The sequence below is a fragment of the Xanthomonas rydalmerensis genome, from assembly GCF_033170385.1.
Taxonomy (GTDB): Bacteria; Pseudomonadota; Gammaproteobacteria; order Xanthomonadales; family Xanthomonadaceae; genus Xanthomonas_A; species Xanthomonas_A rydalmerensis.
This window is the reverse complement of the sequence record NZ_CP126170.1, coordinates 284,291-298,105: the sequence shown is the minus strand read 5'-3', so window position 1 is coordinate 298,105 and position 13,815 is coordinate 284,291. Positions and strand designations below refer to the sequence as shown.

Here is a 13,815-nt window from a genome sequence, read left to right as displayed (position 1 = left end):
CGCGAGACAGCGGCGCCATTGCCTCTGCTACGGTGGCGGCACGCTCGCTGCACACCGACCGCCCATGTCCCTGCCCTCCCGCTAGCCGAATGCGACGCACCACCGGCGTTGCGCGACCGCCTGCGCTGCAGTTGGCGCTTCCGTCAGGGCGAGGCCGACACCGACGCGACGCAGGTGCTGCCCGACGGCTGCGTCGATCTGATCTGGGACGGTCGCGCGCTGTTCGTGGCCGGGCCGGACCACTGCGCCACCGACGCCACAGTGGCGCCGGGCAGCGTGCTGACGGCGGTGCGGCTGGCTGCGGGCGCCGGGCCCAGCCTGCTCGGCCTGTCGCTGCATGCCATCGCCGACCAGCGCATACCGCTGGACGCGCTGTGGGGCAGACGCGGCCGTCACTGGCAGGCGCGCCTGGAAGAGGCCGCCGACCCGCTGGCGGCCCTTCACGCACTGTGCGCCAGCCGCCCGCTGCAGGCCGACCGCGAGATGGCCTGGTTGTTCGCACAACTCGCCGGCGACACGCCACCGCGCCTGGCCGCGCTGACCCGCATGGTGGGCGTCAGCGAACGCACGCTGCGGCGGCGCAGCCACGACGCCTTCGGCTACGGCGCCAAGACCCTCGAGCGCATCCTGCGCCTGCAACGCTTCCTGGGCCTGGCCCACCGGCATCCCAGCCTGACTGCGGCGGCACTCGAGGCCGGCTACGGCGACGCACCGCACCTGGTGCGCGACAGCCGGCAACTGACCGGGCTCAGCCCACGCGAGTTGGTGCAACGGCACGCGCGCTGACAGGGCCTGCAACGGCAATGCGCCGCCGATCGCGACAAACGCGCGCTGTGGCCCCCTGTAGGAGTCACCTGTCATGCAGCCGCGACAAGCGAAGCCGAACGCCGACTGACACCCTCCGTCGTCGGGACTGAAGTCCCTCCCACAGTGCGGTCCTCCGACAAGGCTGGTGCCGCACCCGTGGGAGCGGCTTCAGCCGCGACAGGCATTCCCGATAACACCCATCGCGGCTGATCACGAAAAAGTGGCCAGGAACCGCGCCTACGCGCGCACCTGCATTCGCTCGGATTACGGCGAAAACCGCTTGCCTGCATGCCGGCGCCGGCGCCGCGCTGCACCGAGCGCAGGCTGTCGTCTTGCGCAGTTTGCTACCGTGCCGCCAAGTGCGAAGACCTGGGTGACACATGGCCAGAGATGCAGGCTTGGAACACATGCTGCGCGACACGCTCGGTGCGCAGCGCGATCTGACCGAGAAGCCGATGTTCGGTGGCTGGGCCTGGCTGCTGCACGGCCATCTGCTGTGCGGCGCGCGCGACGACGGCGTGCTGGTGCGGCTCGGCAAGGGTCACGACGCGTGGGCGTTGGCGATACCGGGAATCGTGCCGATGCTGTCGCGCGGCCGGGCGATGGCCGGCTGGGTCCGGGTCGCGTCGGAGACCTTCGCCGACGACGCGCTCGCCGCGCGCCTGCTGCGCGAGGCCATCGCGTTCGTGCAGACGCTGCCGCCGAAATGACTCCGGCCCGGTGCGTCCGCACGGATCGCGACCGGCGCTCGCGCAGCCCGGCATCGACGCAGGCGCCCGAGACGGTCGGCATCGGCACACGGCTCAGGGTGCGGCGACGATGGTGCCCTGCGCCACGGCACACAGACGTTCGCCGCCCTCCTCGACCGAGACGATGTCGCAGCGGCACACCGCCTGGCGCTTGCCCTGCCCGAGCGTCTGCGCGCGGGCGATGAGCTGGCTGCCGCGTGCCGGACGCAGGTAGTTGATCTTGAACTCGACGGTCAGCGCATCGCCGCCCAGCGCCAGCCCGCCGGCGAACGTGAGCGCATTGTCGGCGAGGTAGCTCAGCACGCCGCCATGCGCGAAGCCGTGTTGCTGGCGCAGTTCGTCGCGCATGTCGAGGACGATCTCGACCTGTCCCTCGCCGATCGCGTCCAGCCGCGCGCCGAGCAGCCGGCTGAAGGCTTGTGCGTCGAAGATCCGCCGCGCCAGTACCTGGATGTCCATGCCATCGCTCCCTCGTTCGCGGCGCCGCCGCGCCTCCGTCATCGCCGGGATCGCGCTCGCCCGCACATGCCGCTCGCAGCCGACACCGGACGTGCGCTGTGGCCGTTTTCGCCAAGCCAGCCGCCGCGCGCTGCCCGATACTGGCGCCTCGTCCACAGGAGCCGCCCATGTCCCGCGCCGAACAGCATCACCGCATCGACTACCTGGAATTCGCCGTCGCCTCGATCGATGCGGCCAAGGCCTTCTACGGCCAGGCCTTCGACTGGACCTTCCAGGACTACGGCCCGGACTACTGCGAGTTCCGCGACGGCCGCCTGAGCGGCGGTTTCTTCCACGGCACCGCGCAGCCTGGCGGTGCCCTGGTGGTGCTGTACTCCACCGATCTCACAGCCACGCAGGCCCGCATCGAAGCGGCCGGCGGCCGCATCGTGCGCCCTGTGTTCGCGTTCCCGGGCGGACGCCGCTTCCACTTCGCCGACCGCGACGGCTACGAGTTGGCGGTGTGGTGCGAGGGCTGATGCCGGTTCATCCCCACATTCCTTGCCACGCCGCGAACCGGCAGACCAGGAACGTCATGCCGCACGCGCCTGTTCGCGGCGCGTCGGCTCGGCAGGCAGCCGCGCGGCCACGTTTGGCCGGTAGCAGGTGCCGCCCCCCATCGATACGAGACAGTGCGTCATTCGGCGCCATTGCTCAGTAGAGATCAGCTTTGTTTTCCCTATCCAGCGCCTGATCGATCGCGTTCCAGGCACCTTGCAACCATGCCAGGCGAGTGGTGGCAGCAGGGCGGGAATTGCTGGTGAGTTGCACAAGCGCATGGGCCATGCTCAGCAAGCGCCCGTTCAATGCATGCCGTTCGACCTGCGCACTGTCCTCCAGCGAGATCGCGGGCGTCCCGGTCTTACCGAGCATCGGGACAATCGCTGCCTCGGCGATCCCCAGGATCTGCATGATCATGTCGCCGCCTTCGACCGCGATCCGCTCGATGGCGTGGCGAGACGCCGGCGACAAGGCGTCGGCGACCCGATCGAATTCGACCTTGGCGCCGCCCTGGCCCGTCGCATAGTCGCGATCGGAGGCGATCACTTTCCAAAGCACCTCGTCGGTCGCCACGCTCACCGCGCACAGCAGCACCGGCACGGAAAAGTCCTTCCAATAATCGACATGGCGCGTCTCGAGATAGACCGTGTTCTTCCCATCCACGAATGGGCTCATGCTGGCCTTGACCTGGACTTTGATGATCTTGCCAGTGGCGTTCAAATCGTCGTCGGTGATCTCGACTTCGGCATCCACGCCCAGATCGACGGTCTGGCGCCGGCACGGCCAGCGGAAGTACCGGATGAAGGCGCGCGCGACCGCGAGTTCGCCGAGGTCTCCGATGATCTGCTGTTCCGTGTATCTCATTGCATCGCTCCTTATGCACGCTCGGAATGTAGAGAACCGTGCTGCGCGGGCACACCCACGCACTCTCGCTAACCCGGATCCCGCGCGTAATGCCCGAGGAACATGTCGGTCGCCGACGCGGCGACCTCGGCCTGTTGCGCGGGACTGAGCGGCGGCTGGCCCATGGTCAGCTGCGGCCAGAAGGCGAAGCCCTTGATCAGCGCATGCAGTTGCTGCGCGGCGAACTCGGGCTGCAACGGCTTGAGCCGGCCATCGGCCAGGGCCGCGCGCAACCAGACCAGGGTGCCCTCCTCCTTGCTGCCCAGGCGCGCGGTCAACTCGCGCGCACGCTCGGGCGCACGCATGCCTTCGGCGATCGCCATCCGCGACAGGCCGACGAAGGCGGGATCGTCGAACATCTGCAGCTTCTGCTGCAGCAACTGCAGCAGTTGCGCGCGCAGCGGCTGCTGCGGGTTGTAGGGCACGCCGACCGTGTCCAGGCTGCGCTGCCATAGCTGCACCAGGATCTCGTCGAACAGCGCTTCCTTGCTGGGGAAATGGTTGTAGACGGTGCGCTTGGACACGCCGGCACTGGCCGCGATGCGGTCCATGCTGGTGGCCTCGAAGCCATGGCCACGGAACTCGGCGATCGCCGCCTCCAGGATCGCCTGGCGCTTGCGTTCGGTCAGCCGTGCCGGGGTGGGCGTGGAAGGAGAAGCCATGGACGGATGTTACACCGGACGGTTTACTTTCACGAAAAGGAAACTACACTGTGTAGTGTAATTATCTTGCCGGATCACCTTTCAAGGATTGCTGCAATGTCTGCGTCCGCTCCCCCGCTGTCCCGTGTCCCGCCCTCGCATCTGGGCTCGCCGCAGTACCGCCATGGCCGCTTCCGCAACGCCACCCCGGGCACCAGCGGCATGCCCGGTCTGGCCGGGACCCTGCGGATCATGTGGCATCTGCTGACCCGCAAGTCGCCCGAGGCGGTGCCCGCGCAGCCGCTGCCGGTGCTGCCGCTGACCGCCGCGCAACTGCTGGCGGCGCCCGACCGCAGTCTGTACCGGCTCGGTCACTCCACCGTGCTGCTCAAGCTGCGCGAACGCTTCTGGCTGACCGACCCGGTGTTTTCCGAACGCGCCTCGCCGTTTCCGTTCGCCGGCCCACGGCGCTTCCACGCACCGCCGATCGCGCTGGACGCGTTGCCGCCGATCGCCGGGGTGATCCTCTCGCATGATCACTACGACCACCTGGACCGCGCCAGCATCCGCCGCCTGGCCGAGCGCGTCGGGACGTTCGTGACCCCGCTGGGCGTGGGCGACCTGCTGATGCGCTGGGGCGTGGCTGCGGACAAGGTGCGGCAACTGGATTGGTGGCAGTCGACCACGGTGGACGGCGTGACGCTGACCGCCACCCCGGCGCAACACTTTTCCGGGCGCGGGATGTTCGACCGCGGGCGCCGGCTGTGGTGCTCGTGGGCGATCGAGACGCAGGAACTGAAGCTGTTCTTCAGCGGCGACGGCGGCTACTCCGATGGCTTCAAGGCGATCGGCGAGCGACTGGGTCCCTTCGATGTGGCGCTGATCGAAAACGGCGCCTACGACGTGGAGTGGCCGCACGTGCACATGCAGCCGGAACAGACCCTGCAGGCGCATCGGGACATCCGCGGACGCACGCTGCTGCCGATCCATAACGGCACCTTCGACCTGGCCATGCACGCCTGGCACGAACCCTTCGAACGCCTCGCGGCATTGGCCGACGCCGCCGGCGTGGCGCTGGCCACGCCGCGGATGGGCGAGCGCGTCGACCTGAAGCAGCCGGCCACTGGAGAGCGTTGGTGGCGTGCGCTGGCGCAGGCGGTGGCGCCGTGAGCCGCTGGACCCTGGCCGACCTGCCGTCGCAGCGCGACAAGCTCGCGATCGTGACCGGCGCCAGCCCCGGCGGATTGGGCTACGAAACTGCGCTGGCGCTGGCCGGCGCGGGCGCCAGCGTAGTGCTGGCCGCCCGCAACCCGGCCAAGGGCGAGACCGCGCGGCAGGCGATCCTGGCTGCGCATCCGGCGGCCGACGTACGCGTGGAAGCGCTGGACCTGGCGCAGCTGGTCTCGGTGGCCGCCTTCGCCGAGCGCATCGCGATGCGTTACCCGCGGTTGGATCTGCTCATCAACAACGCCGGCGTGATGGCGCCGCAGCAGCGGCAGACCACGGCCGACGGCCTGGAGCTGCAGTTCGGCAGCAACTACATCGGCCATTTCGCGCTGACCGCGCGGCTGCTACCACTGCTGCGCGCTGCGCCGGCCGCACGCGTGGTGAACCTGTCGAGCCTGGCGCACCGCCACGGCCGCATCGACTTCGACGACCTGCAGAGCGAACGCCCGTACCGGCCGTGGAAGGCCTACGGGCAATCCAAGCTGGCGATGCTGATGTTTGCGCTGGAACTACAGCGGCGCAGTGACGCGCGGGGTTGGGGCCTGTGCGCGGTCTCCGCGCATCCCGGCATCGCGCAGACCGCGCTGGTCGCCAATGGCCCGGACGCAAACGGACGCCGCAGCGTAGTGGGCACTGCGACCAGGTGGCTGGCGCCGTTGATCAGCCATTCCGCCGCGGCCGGGGCACTCCCCACGCTCTACGCCGCGACCTCGCCGCAGGTACGGGGCGGCGCGTACTACGGACCAGACGGCCTGTTCGAACTGAAAGGCGACCCGGCACCAGCCAGGATCGCCCGGCAGGCACGCGATCCGCAGGTGGCCGCGCGGCTGTGGGAGGTGGCGTGCACGCTGGCGGGCGTGACGTTCTGAGCGCACCACCGGCAGCAGCTCCTGCTCGCCGACTGAAGGCCTGCACTCGCCATGTCCCAGCAGAACCAGGTTGCCCCCTTGTAGGAGCGGCTTCAGCCGCGACAGGCCTTACCGGTAAAGCCCGTCGCGGCTGAAGCCGCTCCTACGGATCACGTCCCGTCGTTGCGAGCGATGCCCTACAGCCGCGCCCACTCAAAGCCCTCACCGCGACGGTAGAACACCGCCAGCGCCTTGCCATAGACCTTGTCCGCATCGACGAAGCCGAAGTAGCGGCCGTCGAAACTGTCGCCGCGATGGTCACCCATGACCAGCAGCTTGCCGGGCGGCACGCGCACGTCGTGCAGGTCCGGACCGCCGCCCGCGTCCAGGTCGAGCCGCGCGATGCGTGCGCCGAATCGCTCCGCATCGCCCGCGGCGCCCACCTGCAGCGGCTGGCCATTGATGGAGAGATGGCCATCGCGCACGTCCACACGATCGCCCGCCACCGCCACCACGCGCTTGATCAGGCGCGTGCTATCGCGCGGGGAATCGAACACTGCCACGTCGCCGCGCTGCGGCCGGCCGCGCTCGAACACGCGGTACTCGGTGAACGGCACGCGCAGACCGTAAGCGCTCATGTCCACGGCAACACGATCGCCAGGCTGCAGGGTCGGCTGCATCGAGCCGGAGGGCACCACGTAGTGATTGGCAAAGGACGACCGTGCGGCGGTGAGCAGCAACAGCATCACCACCATCGGCAACAGTTCCTTGCGGGTCCAGCGCGCGGCGCGCTGCAGGCGGGTGGCATGCGGATCGGTGGGGGTCATGGGGCACCTCTGGTGAACGAAGGCGGCACGGGATGTGCCAGTGCGACAGTGCGCGCTTGGCGGCTCGGCGGACCAGTGACGAAAGGCATGGCGATAGCGCCTTCGGTGAGCGCCGTGCGCCGAGAAACAGGCAGCTCAGAAAGCAGAGATGATCGAGGTGACGCAAGCTTTTGAGTTCACTGCCGTGTAGGCAGCTCAGAAATGCTCGAACGAATGGCCGGCTTCATCGCAGGCAGTGCAAGTGTTGGTGGTGCCGAGTAAGCGGCGCACCTGCTAGTCGCGGTCGCTGTAGCGATACTCCATGGCCGGTTTCTCGAAGGCAGCAACCTCAATTGAGCCAAAGAAAAGGCCTCGAATGCGAGGCCTTCCGTCGGCTTTATACATTTACATCCAATATATTAAGCCGTTTCGCGAGCTAATCAGTCTTCGAAATAGGGCTCGCCAGAAGTCCAGAAGAGCTGATAACCATTCTTCTTGGCAACCACCTTCAGTAGCGAGTCCACGTCAGCGGCCTGACTCAACGCATGAACGCCATCTATGCCATGTATCTCCACATCCGGCTCAGCGATCCCCAAAAACCTTACGACGCAAATAGCAGCACCTTGATCCAATTTTGCATTTAGACCTGTCAAATCGGCGAAAGTTGGAGAAAAAATTTGCACCTTTAACTCGTTCAAATCTGAGCCAGAGGCTTCAGAAAACAGAAGAGCTCTTTCTGCGATCAGTTCACCACGATTGGCCATCATCACTCATACCCCATACATTGACGATAACTGGTATTTGCCGCCTCATAGCAAGCCGTCCTTTTTCTTGGCGACAATCCATGGTGGCGTCCCCACTTGGTCGGGCTGCACGTAGTCCAGCGTCGTGCTCACCAGCACGCCCCCTGGCAAGCCGTCGAACCAGATCGCCTGCTGGAGCGCCTTGCCGCGCCGACCATAGGCCAGGGCATCGCTCATGAAGTCCACGACGAGAACCTGTCCGGCAATGCGGGATGTAGAGCGCAACGCGTCCTCGCTTGGGCAAGCGCCGCTTGGCGGAGCGACGCAGGTTGAGTTTCATGGCTTTGTACACGCGATAGATCCGCTTGGGGTTCCAGTCCACATGTGTCTTTCGCAGCTGATCGCTACACATCCAGAAGCCGTGGCTGGGGTGGGCCTCGACGAAGCCGGCGATTGCCGCGATCAATTCGGCATCACGCCCCGTCCAGCCCAACGGCGGCGCGTTCCACGTCGCTCTGGACAGTCCGACACAAACACAGGACCGACGCAACGGCCACCCGTGCACCTGCACCATGTACCGCACGGCCTCTTGCTTGCGCGCCGGCCCCAGAGTTTTTTGCGATCAAACCCTTCATCGCAATTTTGTCCAGGGCCAGCTCGGCGTACATCCGTTTAAGATTGGCGTTCTCGGCCTCGAACTCTTGAACCGCCGCAGCTCGGAAGCCTCCAAGCCGCCGTACTTGCTCTTCCACTGGTAATACATCGCCGTGCTGCTGCCGACCTGGCGGATGTCTTTGACCGGTAACCCGGCGTCAACCCTGCTTGAGTGTGGCAACGATATGAGACTCGGTGAATTTGGATGTGCGCATGGAACCTCCTGGCTGGGGAAAGATGCCAGAAAGATCTACTTATGCGGTGTCTGCCAGATAGGGGAGCTTACGATCGCAGTGTCAGAAAACCCCACGCCTGTTATGCCCCCAAGTCAGCGGCAACGACTCGTTCTAGTTCCGCAATGGCGGGCTTCACGCTGGGATGCCGCTGCACCCAAACATCCCCCAGATGCTGTCTTACGTTCTTCCCACCTAACATGTCTCTCAATTTTTCAGAGCTTCTGCATTGCAGGATGTCGTGCGCAGCATTCATAACATCTTCCGAGAAATCAGCATTTTTCTCACCAAGCTCTTCGCCCCACTCCTTTTGAATGGCAGAGATGAGCTTGCCCGCAGCCCGCTGAAATTCTGTTTTCTTAGCCACTTTCAACCCATCCAAATTGGAATCTAAGTGCACGCGACTATACGACACTTCTGGTCATATTCGTCCTCAAGCTGCCTCAACTCCCTTAGCCTTCTATTCAGCAGCTTCTCATGTCCTCGAATAGTATCTCTCAACTTCTCTCCTGGCCCTATACGCCAAGGGAGAGGATTAGGATCCTTACCAAGATCTGGATATCTCTTTTCATAGATCTCCTTCTTGGTGTTTTCGATTCTTCTCGCAAGGCTTTGGCAATATTCACCCAAGGGGTCATTGGATGAAGTGCCTGGAACCGGAATAGCCGGATCAATAGGGGCCGTTATTGGGCGAGGCGTCAAAGCGGGCTTCGGCGAAGATATGGACCACCACGGCGGAACAACGATAGTTAGTCCATACGGATCACTATTAGCAAAGGGACTGGATTCCGAATAGGCATAAGTATTGAGCCCGCCTCCCAAGCCTACTGGATCACTCTGCCCATACCGGCCAGCGCCAGCGTCGTAGTCGCGGAAATAGTTCTGGTTGAGCCCCGTTGCGCTGTCGTAACGCTGACCCGGGAACCGCAGGTTGAACACGAACGCAGTGCCGTCGTTGTCCGGATCCTGATTCGGCTGCGTAGTGCCGAAGGCCTCGCCCTTGATGTCCCAAGCCCAGATGGCAACGTCTCGCGCCGAGTCGATCACCGCCCGTGGCGTGCCTAGGTGGTCCGGCTGCACGTAGTTCAGTGCGGCCCCCGCCAGCACCCCCACCGGCAGGTCATCGAGCCAGATCGCCTGCTGGACCGCCTTGCCGTTGGTGTCGTAGTCGCCCATCCAATGGCCGGCTTCGTCGTAGACAGTGTAGGTGTTGTTGGTGCCGAGGAAGCGGCGCACCTGCTCGCCCCGCTCGTTGTAGCGATACTCCATCGCCAACGTGCCATTGCGCGTGGCTTGGCTCATGCGCCCCGTCGCGTCGTAGGCGAACGTGCGGGCCGTGCCATCGATGGCCGTGGTGTTGCCCGCGGCATCGTAGCTGCGCGCTGCGCCAGCCACGCTCGCCAGGCGGTGGCTGTCGGTTGGATAGGTGTAGGTCTGGCTGGCGCCGTTGACCTGGGCGCTGAGGCGATTGCCGGTGGCGTCGTAACTGTAGCCATCGATCAGCGTGCCGGTCGGGCCATCCTTGAAGGCGGTCAGCCGATTCAGGTTGTCATAGCCCAACTTCACCACGGGTGCGGTGTTGCCCGGCGCGGTCAGCGCAGTGAGGTTGCCCGCCGCATCGAAGCCAAAGCCGATGTTCAGGCCATCCTTGCGGCCGTCCTGGATCGCCAGCGGGCGGTAGTTCTTGTCCAGCACGCGCTGCAACGGACGGCCGTTGCCATAAGTCCAGCCAGCGCTGGGGCCGAACGGGTAGTAAGTCGCGCCGCTCAGCAGTTTTTGACGCACGCCGCCGGCGGGCGTGACGCCCACCTCCGTGGGCTGTCCCAGGGCGTTGCGCACGTAGTCGACAACGGCGCCGTCCGGATAGGTCACCTGGCTGAGGCGGCCACCCTTGGTGTAGGCGTAGCGCAGCGCGAACGCATTGCCGTTGGTGGTCTGCACCTTGCGCACCACGCGCCCGAACCGGTCGTAGCAATACTGGGTCGTGCCACTGCCGTCCTGCAACTTGCTCAAGCGGCCCAGCGCGAAGGTTTCCCCGGCCGCGCACACGTTCTCGCTGGCATCATAGGTGTAGGTGGCGATCAGCGCCTTGTCGGCATAGTTGGTCTTGGTCAGGCGCCCCAGCGCATCGTAGAGATAGCTGGTCTTGGTCCCGCGCGCATCGGTCTGCGTGACCATGTCGCCGGCATTGTTGTAGGTATAGCTGGTCACGCCGGTGTCGGGGCTGGTCAGCTTCAACAGGTTGCCCAGGCCGTTGTATTGGTAGACCGTGGCTAGGCCCTTGGGATCGGTGACCTTCGCGATGCGGTCCAGCGCGTCGTAGTCGAACTGGGTCTTGGCGGCGATGCCGCCCACGTCTTGCGTGGTCTGCTTGACCCGGTTGAGCGGATCGTAGTCGGCCTGGGTCTTGTGCTTGAGCGCGTCGGTGACCAACTGCACGTTGCCGTTGTCGTCGTAGCTGAAGTCGGTCGGATCGGCTTCGGCCGTGGCCTGCGTCGCCAACTGGCCAATTCGGTTGTAGAGACGCGATAGCGTATGCGTGAGGTTGCCCGACGCGTCCTTGATATCTTCCTTGGCCCGGTTGCCCGACGGATCCAGCGTGTAGTGGATGGTGTTGCCGGCACCATCGGTCACGTCGGTCAAGCGATGCGCGGCGTCGTAACCGTAGGTGACGAACGTGCCGTCGGGGTCGGTCACCTTTTTGATGCTCCCCACCTCATCGTAGGCCACGACTGTGGTCTGATCCTGGTCGGACGGTATTCCATCAGCGTTCGCGCGCAACGTGCTTTAGGCGGTCCAGCCGCGTGGCGTGTAGGTGAGGTCGCGAATCAGGCCATTGGCGTCCTGGGTGCGCGTCGGGCGCCCGTTGCGATCGTAGGTCACATACGTGGTAGCCCGGCCAAGCGCGTCGATGGCCTGATACAGATCCCCAGCGCGATGGCAGGCACCGCCGATGTTGCTGCAGCCGGATTCGTCGGCGGTCAGGTAGTAGCGGTAGGTGATGGTGTCGGTCACGTCCGTGCGCGGGCCGTCCTGGCTCAGCACCAGGCCGATCTGCGGACACTGCGTGCCGTCCACGGCGTCGCAGTAGCTGGTCAGCCACTGGCGCACGCCGGTCGGCGCGTTGGCAGTGCTACCGCAGTTGTAGCTCATGGCGGCGGATACGGCCGGATCAATCTCGCAACGTGCTGTCTGCTGGCCGCGGGCGTTGTAGGCCCACACCGTCTTGGCGGTCGTGGCGCCGGTCGCATCGAGCACCGTGCGCGTCAGCGGCACGCGCAGGCTGGTGTTCCAGGTGGTGTTCGTCGTGCGCTGCTGCGCAGTCCCCGACGCATCGATCTGCTGGGTCAGCAGGCCACCGGCCGTGTAGGTGGTCTTGGTGACCGTGCCCTTGAAGTCGGTCCTCGACGCCGGATACCCGTTGTCGTCGTAGGTCAGCGCCTTCCAGGGCTGATTGCATTGTTGACCGCACGGCACGCTGGCACCGGTCGGCTTGAGCGAGCCGTAGCCGGTGTCGGTGTATGTCAGAAAGGTCCTGAATCCCAGCGGCGAGGTGACTGCGGCCGGGGTGGCCCAGTTGGAGGTGGAGGCCGAATACTCGACCGAGATGGCATCGACGTTGCCGGCGAAGCTCGACGCAATCGCATCGCCACTGCTGGCATAGCGTGTGGTTTCGAAGCGCACGCCCTTCTCGTCGACGACGCCGGTCAATGCCGTCGGCTGACTCTTGTTGGAGGTGAGCGAGGCCTCGTTGTAAACGTATTGGCGCGTCTTGCCGTCCGGATACTGCACCGAGGTCAGGTTGCCGATGCTGTCGTAGCCGTAGGTCAATGTGCCACCGTCGGGCAATGTGACGGTGCTCAGGCGGTTGTTGCTGTCGTAGGCGAAGTTCAGCGAGCGGCCACCGGCATCGGTGACCCGCTGCAGCAGGTTCGGCGGCGGCTTGCTGCCAGCGACCGGCGGCAGGTCGCTGTATTGCAAGGTCAACACCGTCTGGCCCATGCGATCGAACACCGAGCGCAGCAGGCCGGCGGTGTCGTAGAGCTCGGTCTGCTGGGTCGCCGCCACCGCCAGGGAGTAGCCCAGCAACACGCCGGCGCTGTCGCGGCGCTCGGTCAAGGTATCGGCGATGTCCGGATCCGGCGCCCACGCGCCGTTGCTGGGACGAAACCGTTCCACCACACCGTCAGGCCGTTGGACATCGATAAAGCTGCCTCCATTGGCGACGCCCGACAGCATCAGATCCAGTCGACGCTCGAAGGAGTGGCGCCACTGCTTGCCCAGCGTCACCGCGGTCACGAAGGTCTTGCTGTTGTAGAACCGGCGCAGGGTCAGCCAGGTCGGCGAGTCGTAGTCGGTGTCCTGGCGGAACATGTTGCCCGTGGACGTATTGATGGGGTCGCCTTCGAAGGCGGTTCCCCGATGCACCCCCCCTTGCTTCAGAGCCGCGTTGCCGCTGCTGCCATGCGGGCCGGTGTTGTCGCCGGCCTGGCCAAGCCCGCCGGTGCACCCGGTGTTGCAACTGCCCGTGTTCTTGACCGGCTGGCCTTCGCCCACAATCTTATCGTTGGCGTAGACATCGCCCCACCAATGGCCGTTTTGATACACGCTCGCGGCCGCGAAGCCGTCGCTGTAGGACACGGTAAAGACGGGCGGTTTTTCGCAGCCATTGGATTGGCACACCCGCATGGCGCCATCGATGACGAACTGCACCGCCTCGTTCACGGTGGCAAACGATTGCGAACCATTGCTGGAATCCCCGACATACGGCGGCCCATATTGCCGCTTCGGGGTGACCGCCACACTGGGGAAGGTCGCTAGCGCGCCGGCGAGCAGCAGCAGGGAGGCACCGCCGAAACGGCGGGCGGCACGAACGTGGGGGTTCGGCATAGCTTCGTCCTTGAGCATCGATTGAGTTGTAGTGCCGGTAGCCGCAGCGTGCAGCTCCTTGGCGGCGCCATCTTACCGGTCCTTGTTGCAAATTCTGAGACAGCCGTTGGATTTCTTCGCTTGTGAGATCCCCACCTGACGACTGGGCGCCAAGCGGTCGTCCTTCGACTACTCGGCGCTGCTTTGCACGTCGTGGACAAGCTTAAAGCAGTGATCGCATCTGCCTACCAGCAACAACTCCAGCGAGCAGAGGAGGCGTCCTGTTGCCGAGGAAACCTTATGCTGGCGAGGATGGAAAGCCACGTTAGCGTTCAC

At 65.2% G+C, this 13,815-nt stretch carries 11 protein-coding genes and 2 pseudogenes; 5 read left to right on the top strand and 8 right to left on the bottom strand.

Annotated elements, in window-relative coordinates:
• Window positions 1-24 precede the first annotated feature (24 nt).
• A complete protein-coding gene (locus QN245_RS01260; protein ID WP_317845281.1) occupies window positions 25-786 on the top strand; it encodes a helix-turn-helix domain-containing protein in 762 nt (253 codons plus the stop codon).
• A 428-nt stretch (window positions 787-1,214) separates the two neighbouring features.
• Window positions 1,215-1,517 carry a TfoX/Sxy family protein gene (locus QN245_RS01255; RefSeq protein ID WP_317844340.1) on the top strand — a complete coding sequence of 101 codons (303 nt, stop codon included), beginning with the start codon at window positions 1,215-1,217 and terminating at the stop codon, window positions 1,515-1,517.
• A gap of 93 nt (window positions 1,518-1,610) precedes the next feature.
• On the opposite strand, the gene QN245_RS01250 is transcribed toward QN245_RS01255, so the two are convergent.
• On the bottom strand, window positions 1,611-2,015 hold the full coding sequence (locus QN245_RS01250) for a PaaI family thioesterase (RefSeq protein ID WP_184449844.1): 405 nt from the start codon (window positions 2,013-2,015) through the stop codon (window positions 1,611-1,613).
• A 167-nt stretch (window positions 2,016-2,182) separates the two neighbouring features.
• On the opposite strand from QN245_RS01250, the gene QN245_RS01245 reads away from it, so the two are divergent.
• Window positions 2,183-2,533, top strand: coding sequence for a VOC family protein (locus QN245_RS01245; RefSeq protein ID WP_048490682.1), 351 nt, complete (start codon window positions 2,183-2,185; stop codon window positions 2,531-2,533).
• Window positions 2,534-2,708: 175 nt separating this feature from the next.
• Here QN245_RS01245 and QN245_RS01240 read toward each other — a convergent pair whose 3' ends face one another.
• Together QN245_RS01240 and QN245_RS01235 are read right to left on the bottom strand one after the other, a co-directional pair.
• Entirely contained in the window at window positions 2,709-3,419 is a 711-nt protein-coding gene (locus QN245_RS01240; protein ID WP_317844339.1) for a DUF4365 domain-containing protein, read from the bottom strand.
• Between the two features lie 68 nt (window positions 3,420-3,487).
• A complete protein-coding gene (locus tag QN245_RS01235; RefSeq protein WP_317844338.1) occupies window positions 3,488-4,120 on the bottom strand; it encodes a TetR/AcrR family transcriptional regulator in 633 nt (210 codons plus the stop codon).
• A gap of 96 nt (window positions 4,121-4,216) precedes the next feature.
• Between QN245_RS01235 and QN245_RS01230 the strand changes: the two genes are divergently transcribed.
• Window positions 4,217-5,269, top strand: a complete 1,053-nt coding sequence (locus QN245_RS01230) for an MBL fold metallo-hydrolase (RefSeq protein ID WP_317844337.1) — start codon at window positions 4,217-4,219, stop codon at window positions 5,267-5,269.
• Complete coding sequence (locus tag QN245_RS01225; RefSeq protein ID WP_317844336.1) at window positions 5,266-6,195, top strand: oxidoreductase; 930 nt, start codon at window positions 5,266-5,268, stop codon at window positions 6,193-6,195. Before QN245_RS01230 ends, QN245_RS01225 begins: the two co-directional genes overlap by 4 nt.
• Window positions 6,196-6,371: 176 nt before the next feature.
• On the opposite strand, the gene lepB is transcribed toward QN245_RS01225, so the two are convergent.
• The 5 genes and pseudogenes from lepB to QN245_RS21550 all read right to left on the bottom strand — a co-directional run bounded on the left by lepB (window position 6,372) and on the right by QN245_RS21550 (window position 13,500).
• A complete protein-coding gene (gene lepB / locus QN245_RS01220) occupies window positions 6,372-7,001 on the bottom strand; it encodes a signal peptidase I (RefSeq protein ID WP_317844335.1) in 630 nt (209 codons plus the stop codon).
• Between the two features lie 419 nt (window positions 7,002-7,420).
• Window positions 7,421-7,744 (bottom strand): hypothetical protein, encoded by a 324-nt coding sequence (locus tag QN245_RS01215; RefSeq protein ID WP_317845431.1) that lies wholly within the window; start codon window positions 7,742-7,744, stop codon window positions 7,421-7,423.
• Between the two features lie 182 nt (window positions 7,745-7,926).
• Window positions 7,927-8,592 (bottom strand): annotated as a pseudogene (locus QN245_RS01210) (transposase); the annotation flags it as partial.
• A gap of 100 nt (window positions 8,593-8,692) precedes the next feature.
• On the bottom strand, window positions 8,693-9,010 hold the full coding sequence (locus QN245_RS01205) for a hypothetical protein (RefSeq protein WP_184648117.1): 318 nt from the start codon (window positions 9,008-9,010) through the stop codon (window positions 8,693-8,695).
• Window positions 9,001-13,500: pseudogene (locus tag QN245_RS21550) on the bottom strand (RHS repeat-associated core domain-containing protein). Before QN245_RS21550 ends, QN245_RS01205 begins: the two are co-directional and overlap by 10 nt.
• Window positions 13,501-13,815 lie beyond the last annotated feature (315 nt).

Coding starts and splice junctions, on each gene's coding strand:
- QN245_RS01255 (WP_317844340.1), top strand. CDS start 1,215: ATGCTGCGCGACACGCTCGGTGCGCAGCGCGATCTGACCGAGAAGCCG.
- QN245_RS01250 (WP_184449844.1), bottom strand. CDS start 2,015: ATGGACATCCAGGTACTGGCGCGGCGGATCTTCGACGCACAAGCCTTC.
- QN245_RS01245 (WP_048490682.1), top strand. CDS start 2,183: ATGTCCCGCGCCGAACAGCATCACCGCATCGACTACCTGGAATTCGCC.
- QN245_RS01240 (WP_317844339.1), bottom strand. CDS start 3,419: ATGAGATACACGGAACAGCAGATCATCGGAGACCTCGGCGAACTCGCG.
- QN245_RS01235 (WP_317844338.1), bottom strand. CDS start 4,120: ATGGCTTCTCCTTCCACGCCCACCCCGGCACGGCTGACCGAACGCAAG.
- QN245_RS01230 (WP_317844337.1), top strand. CDS start 4,217: ATGTCTGCGTCCGCTCCCCCGCTGTCCCGTGTCCCGCCCTCGCATCTG.
- lepB (WP_317844335.1), bottom strand. CDS start 7,001: ATGACCCCCACCGATCCGCATGCCACCCGCCTGCAGCGCGCCGCGCGC.
- QN245_RS01215 (WP_317845431.1), bottom strand. CDS start 7,744: ATGGCCAATCGTGGTGAACTGATCGCAGAAAGAGCTCTTCTGTTTTCT.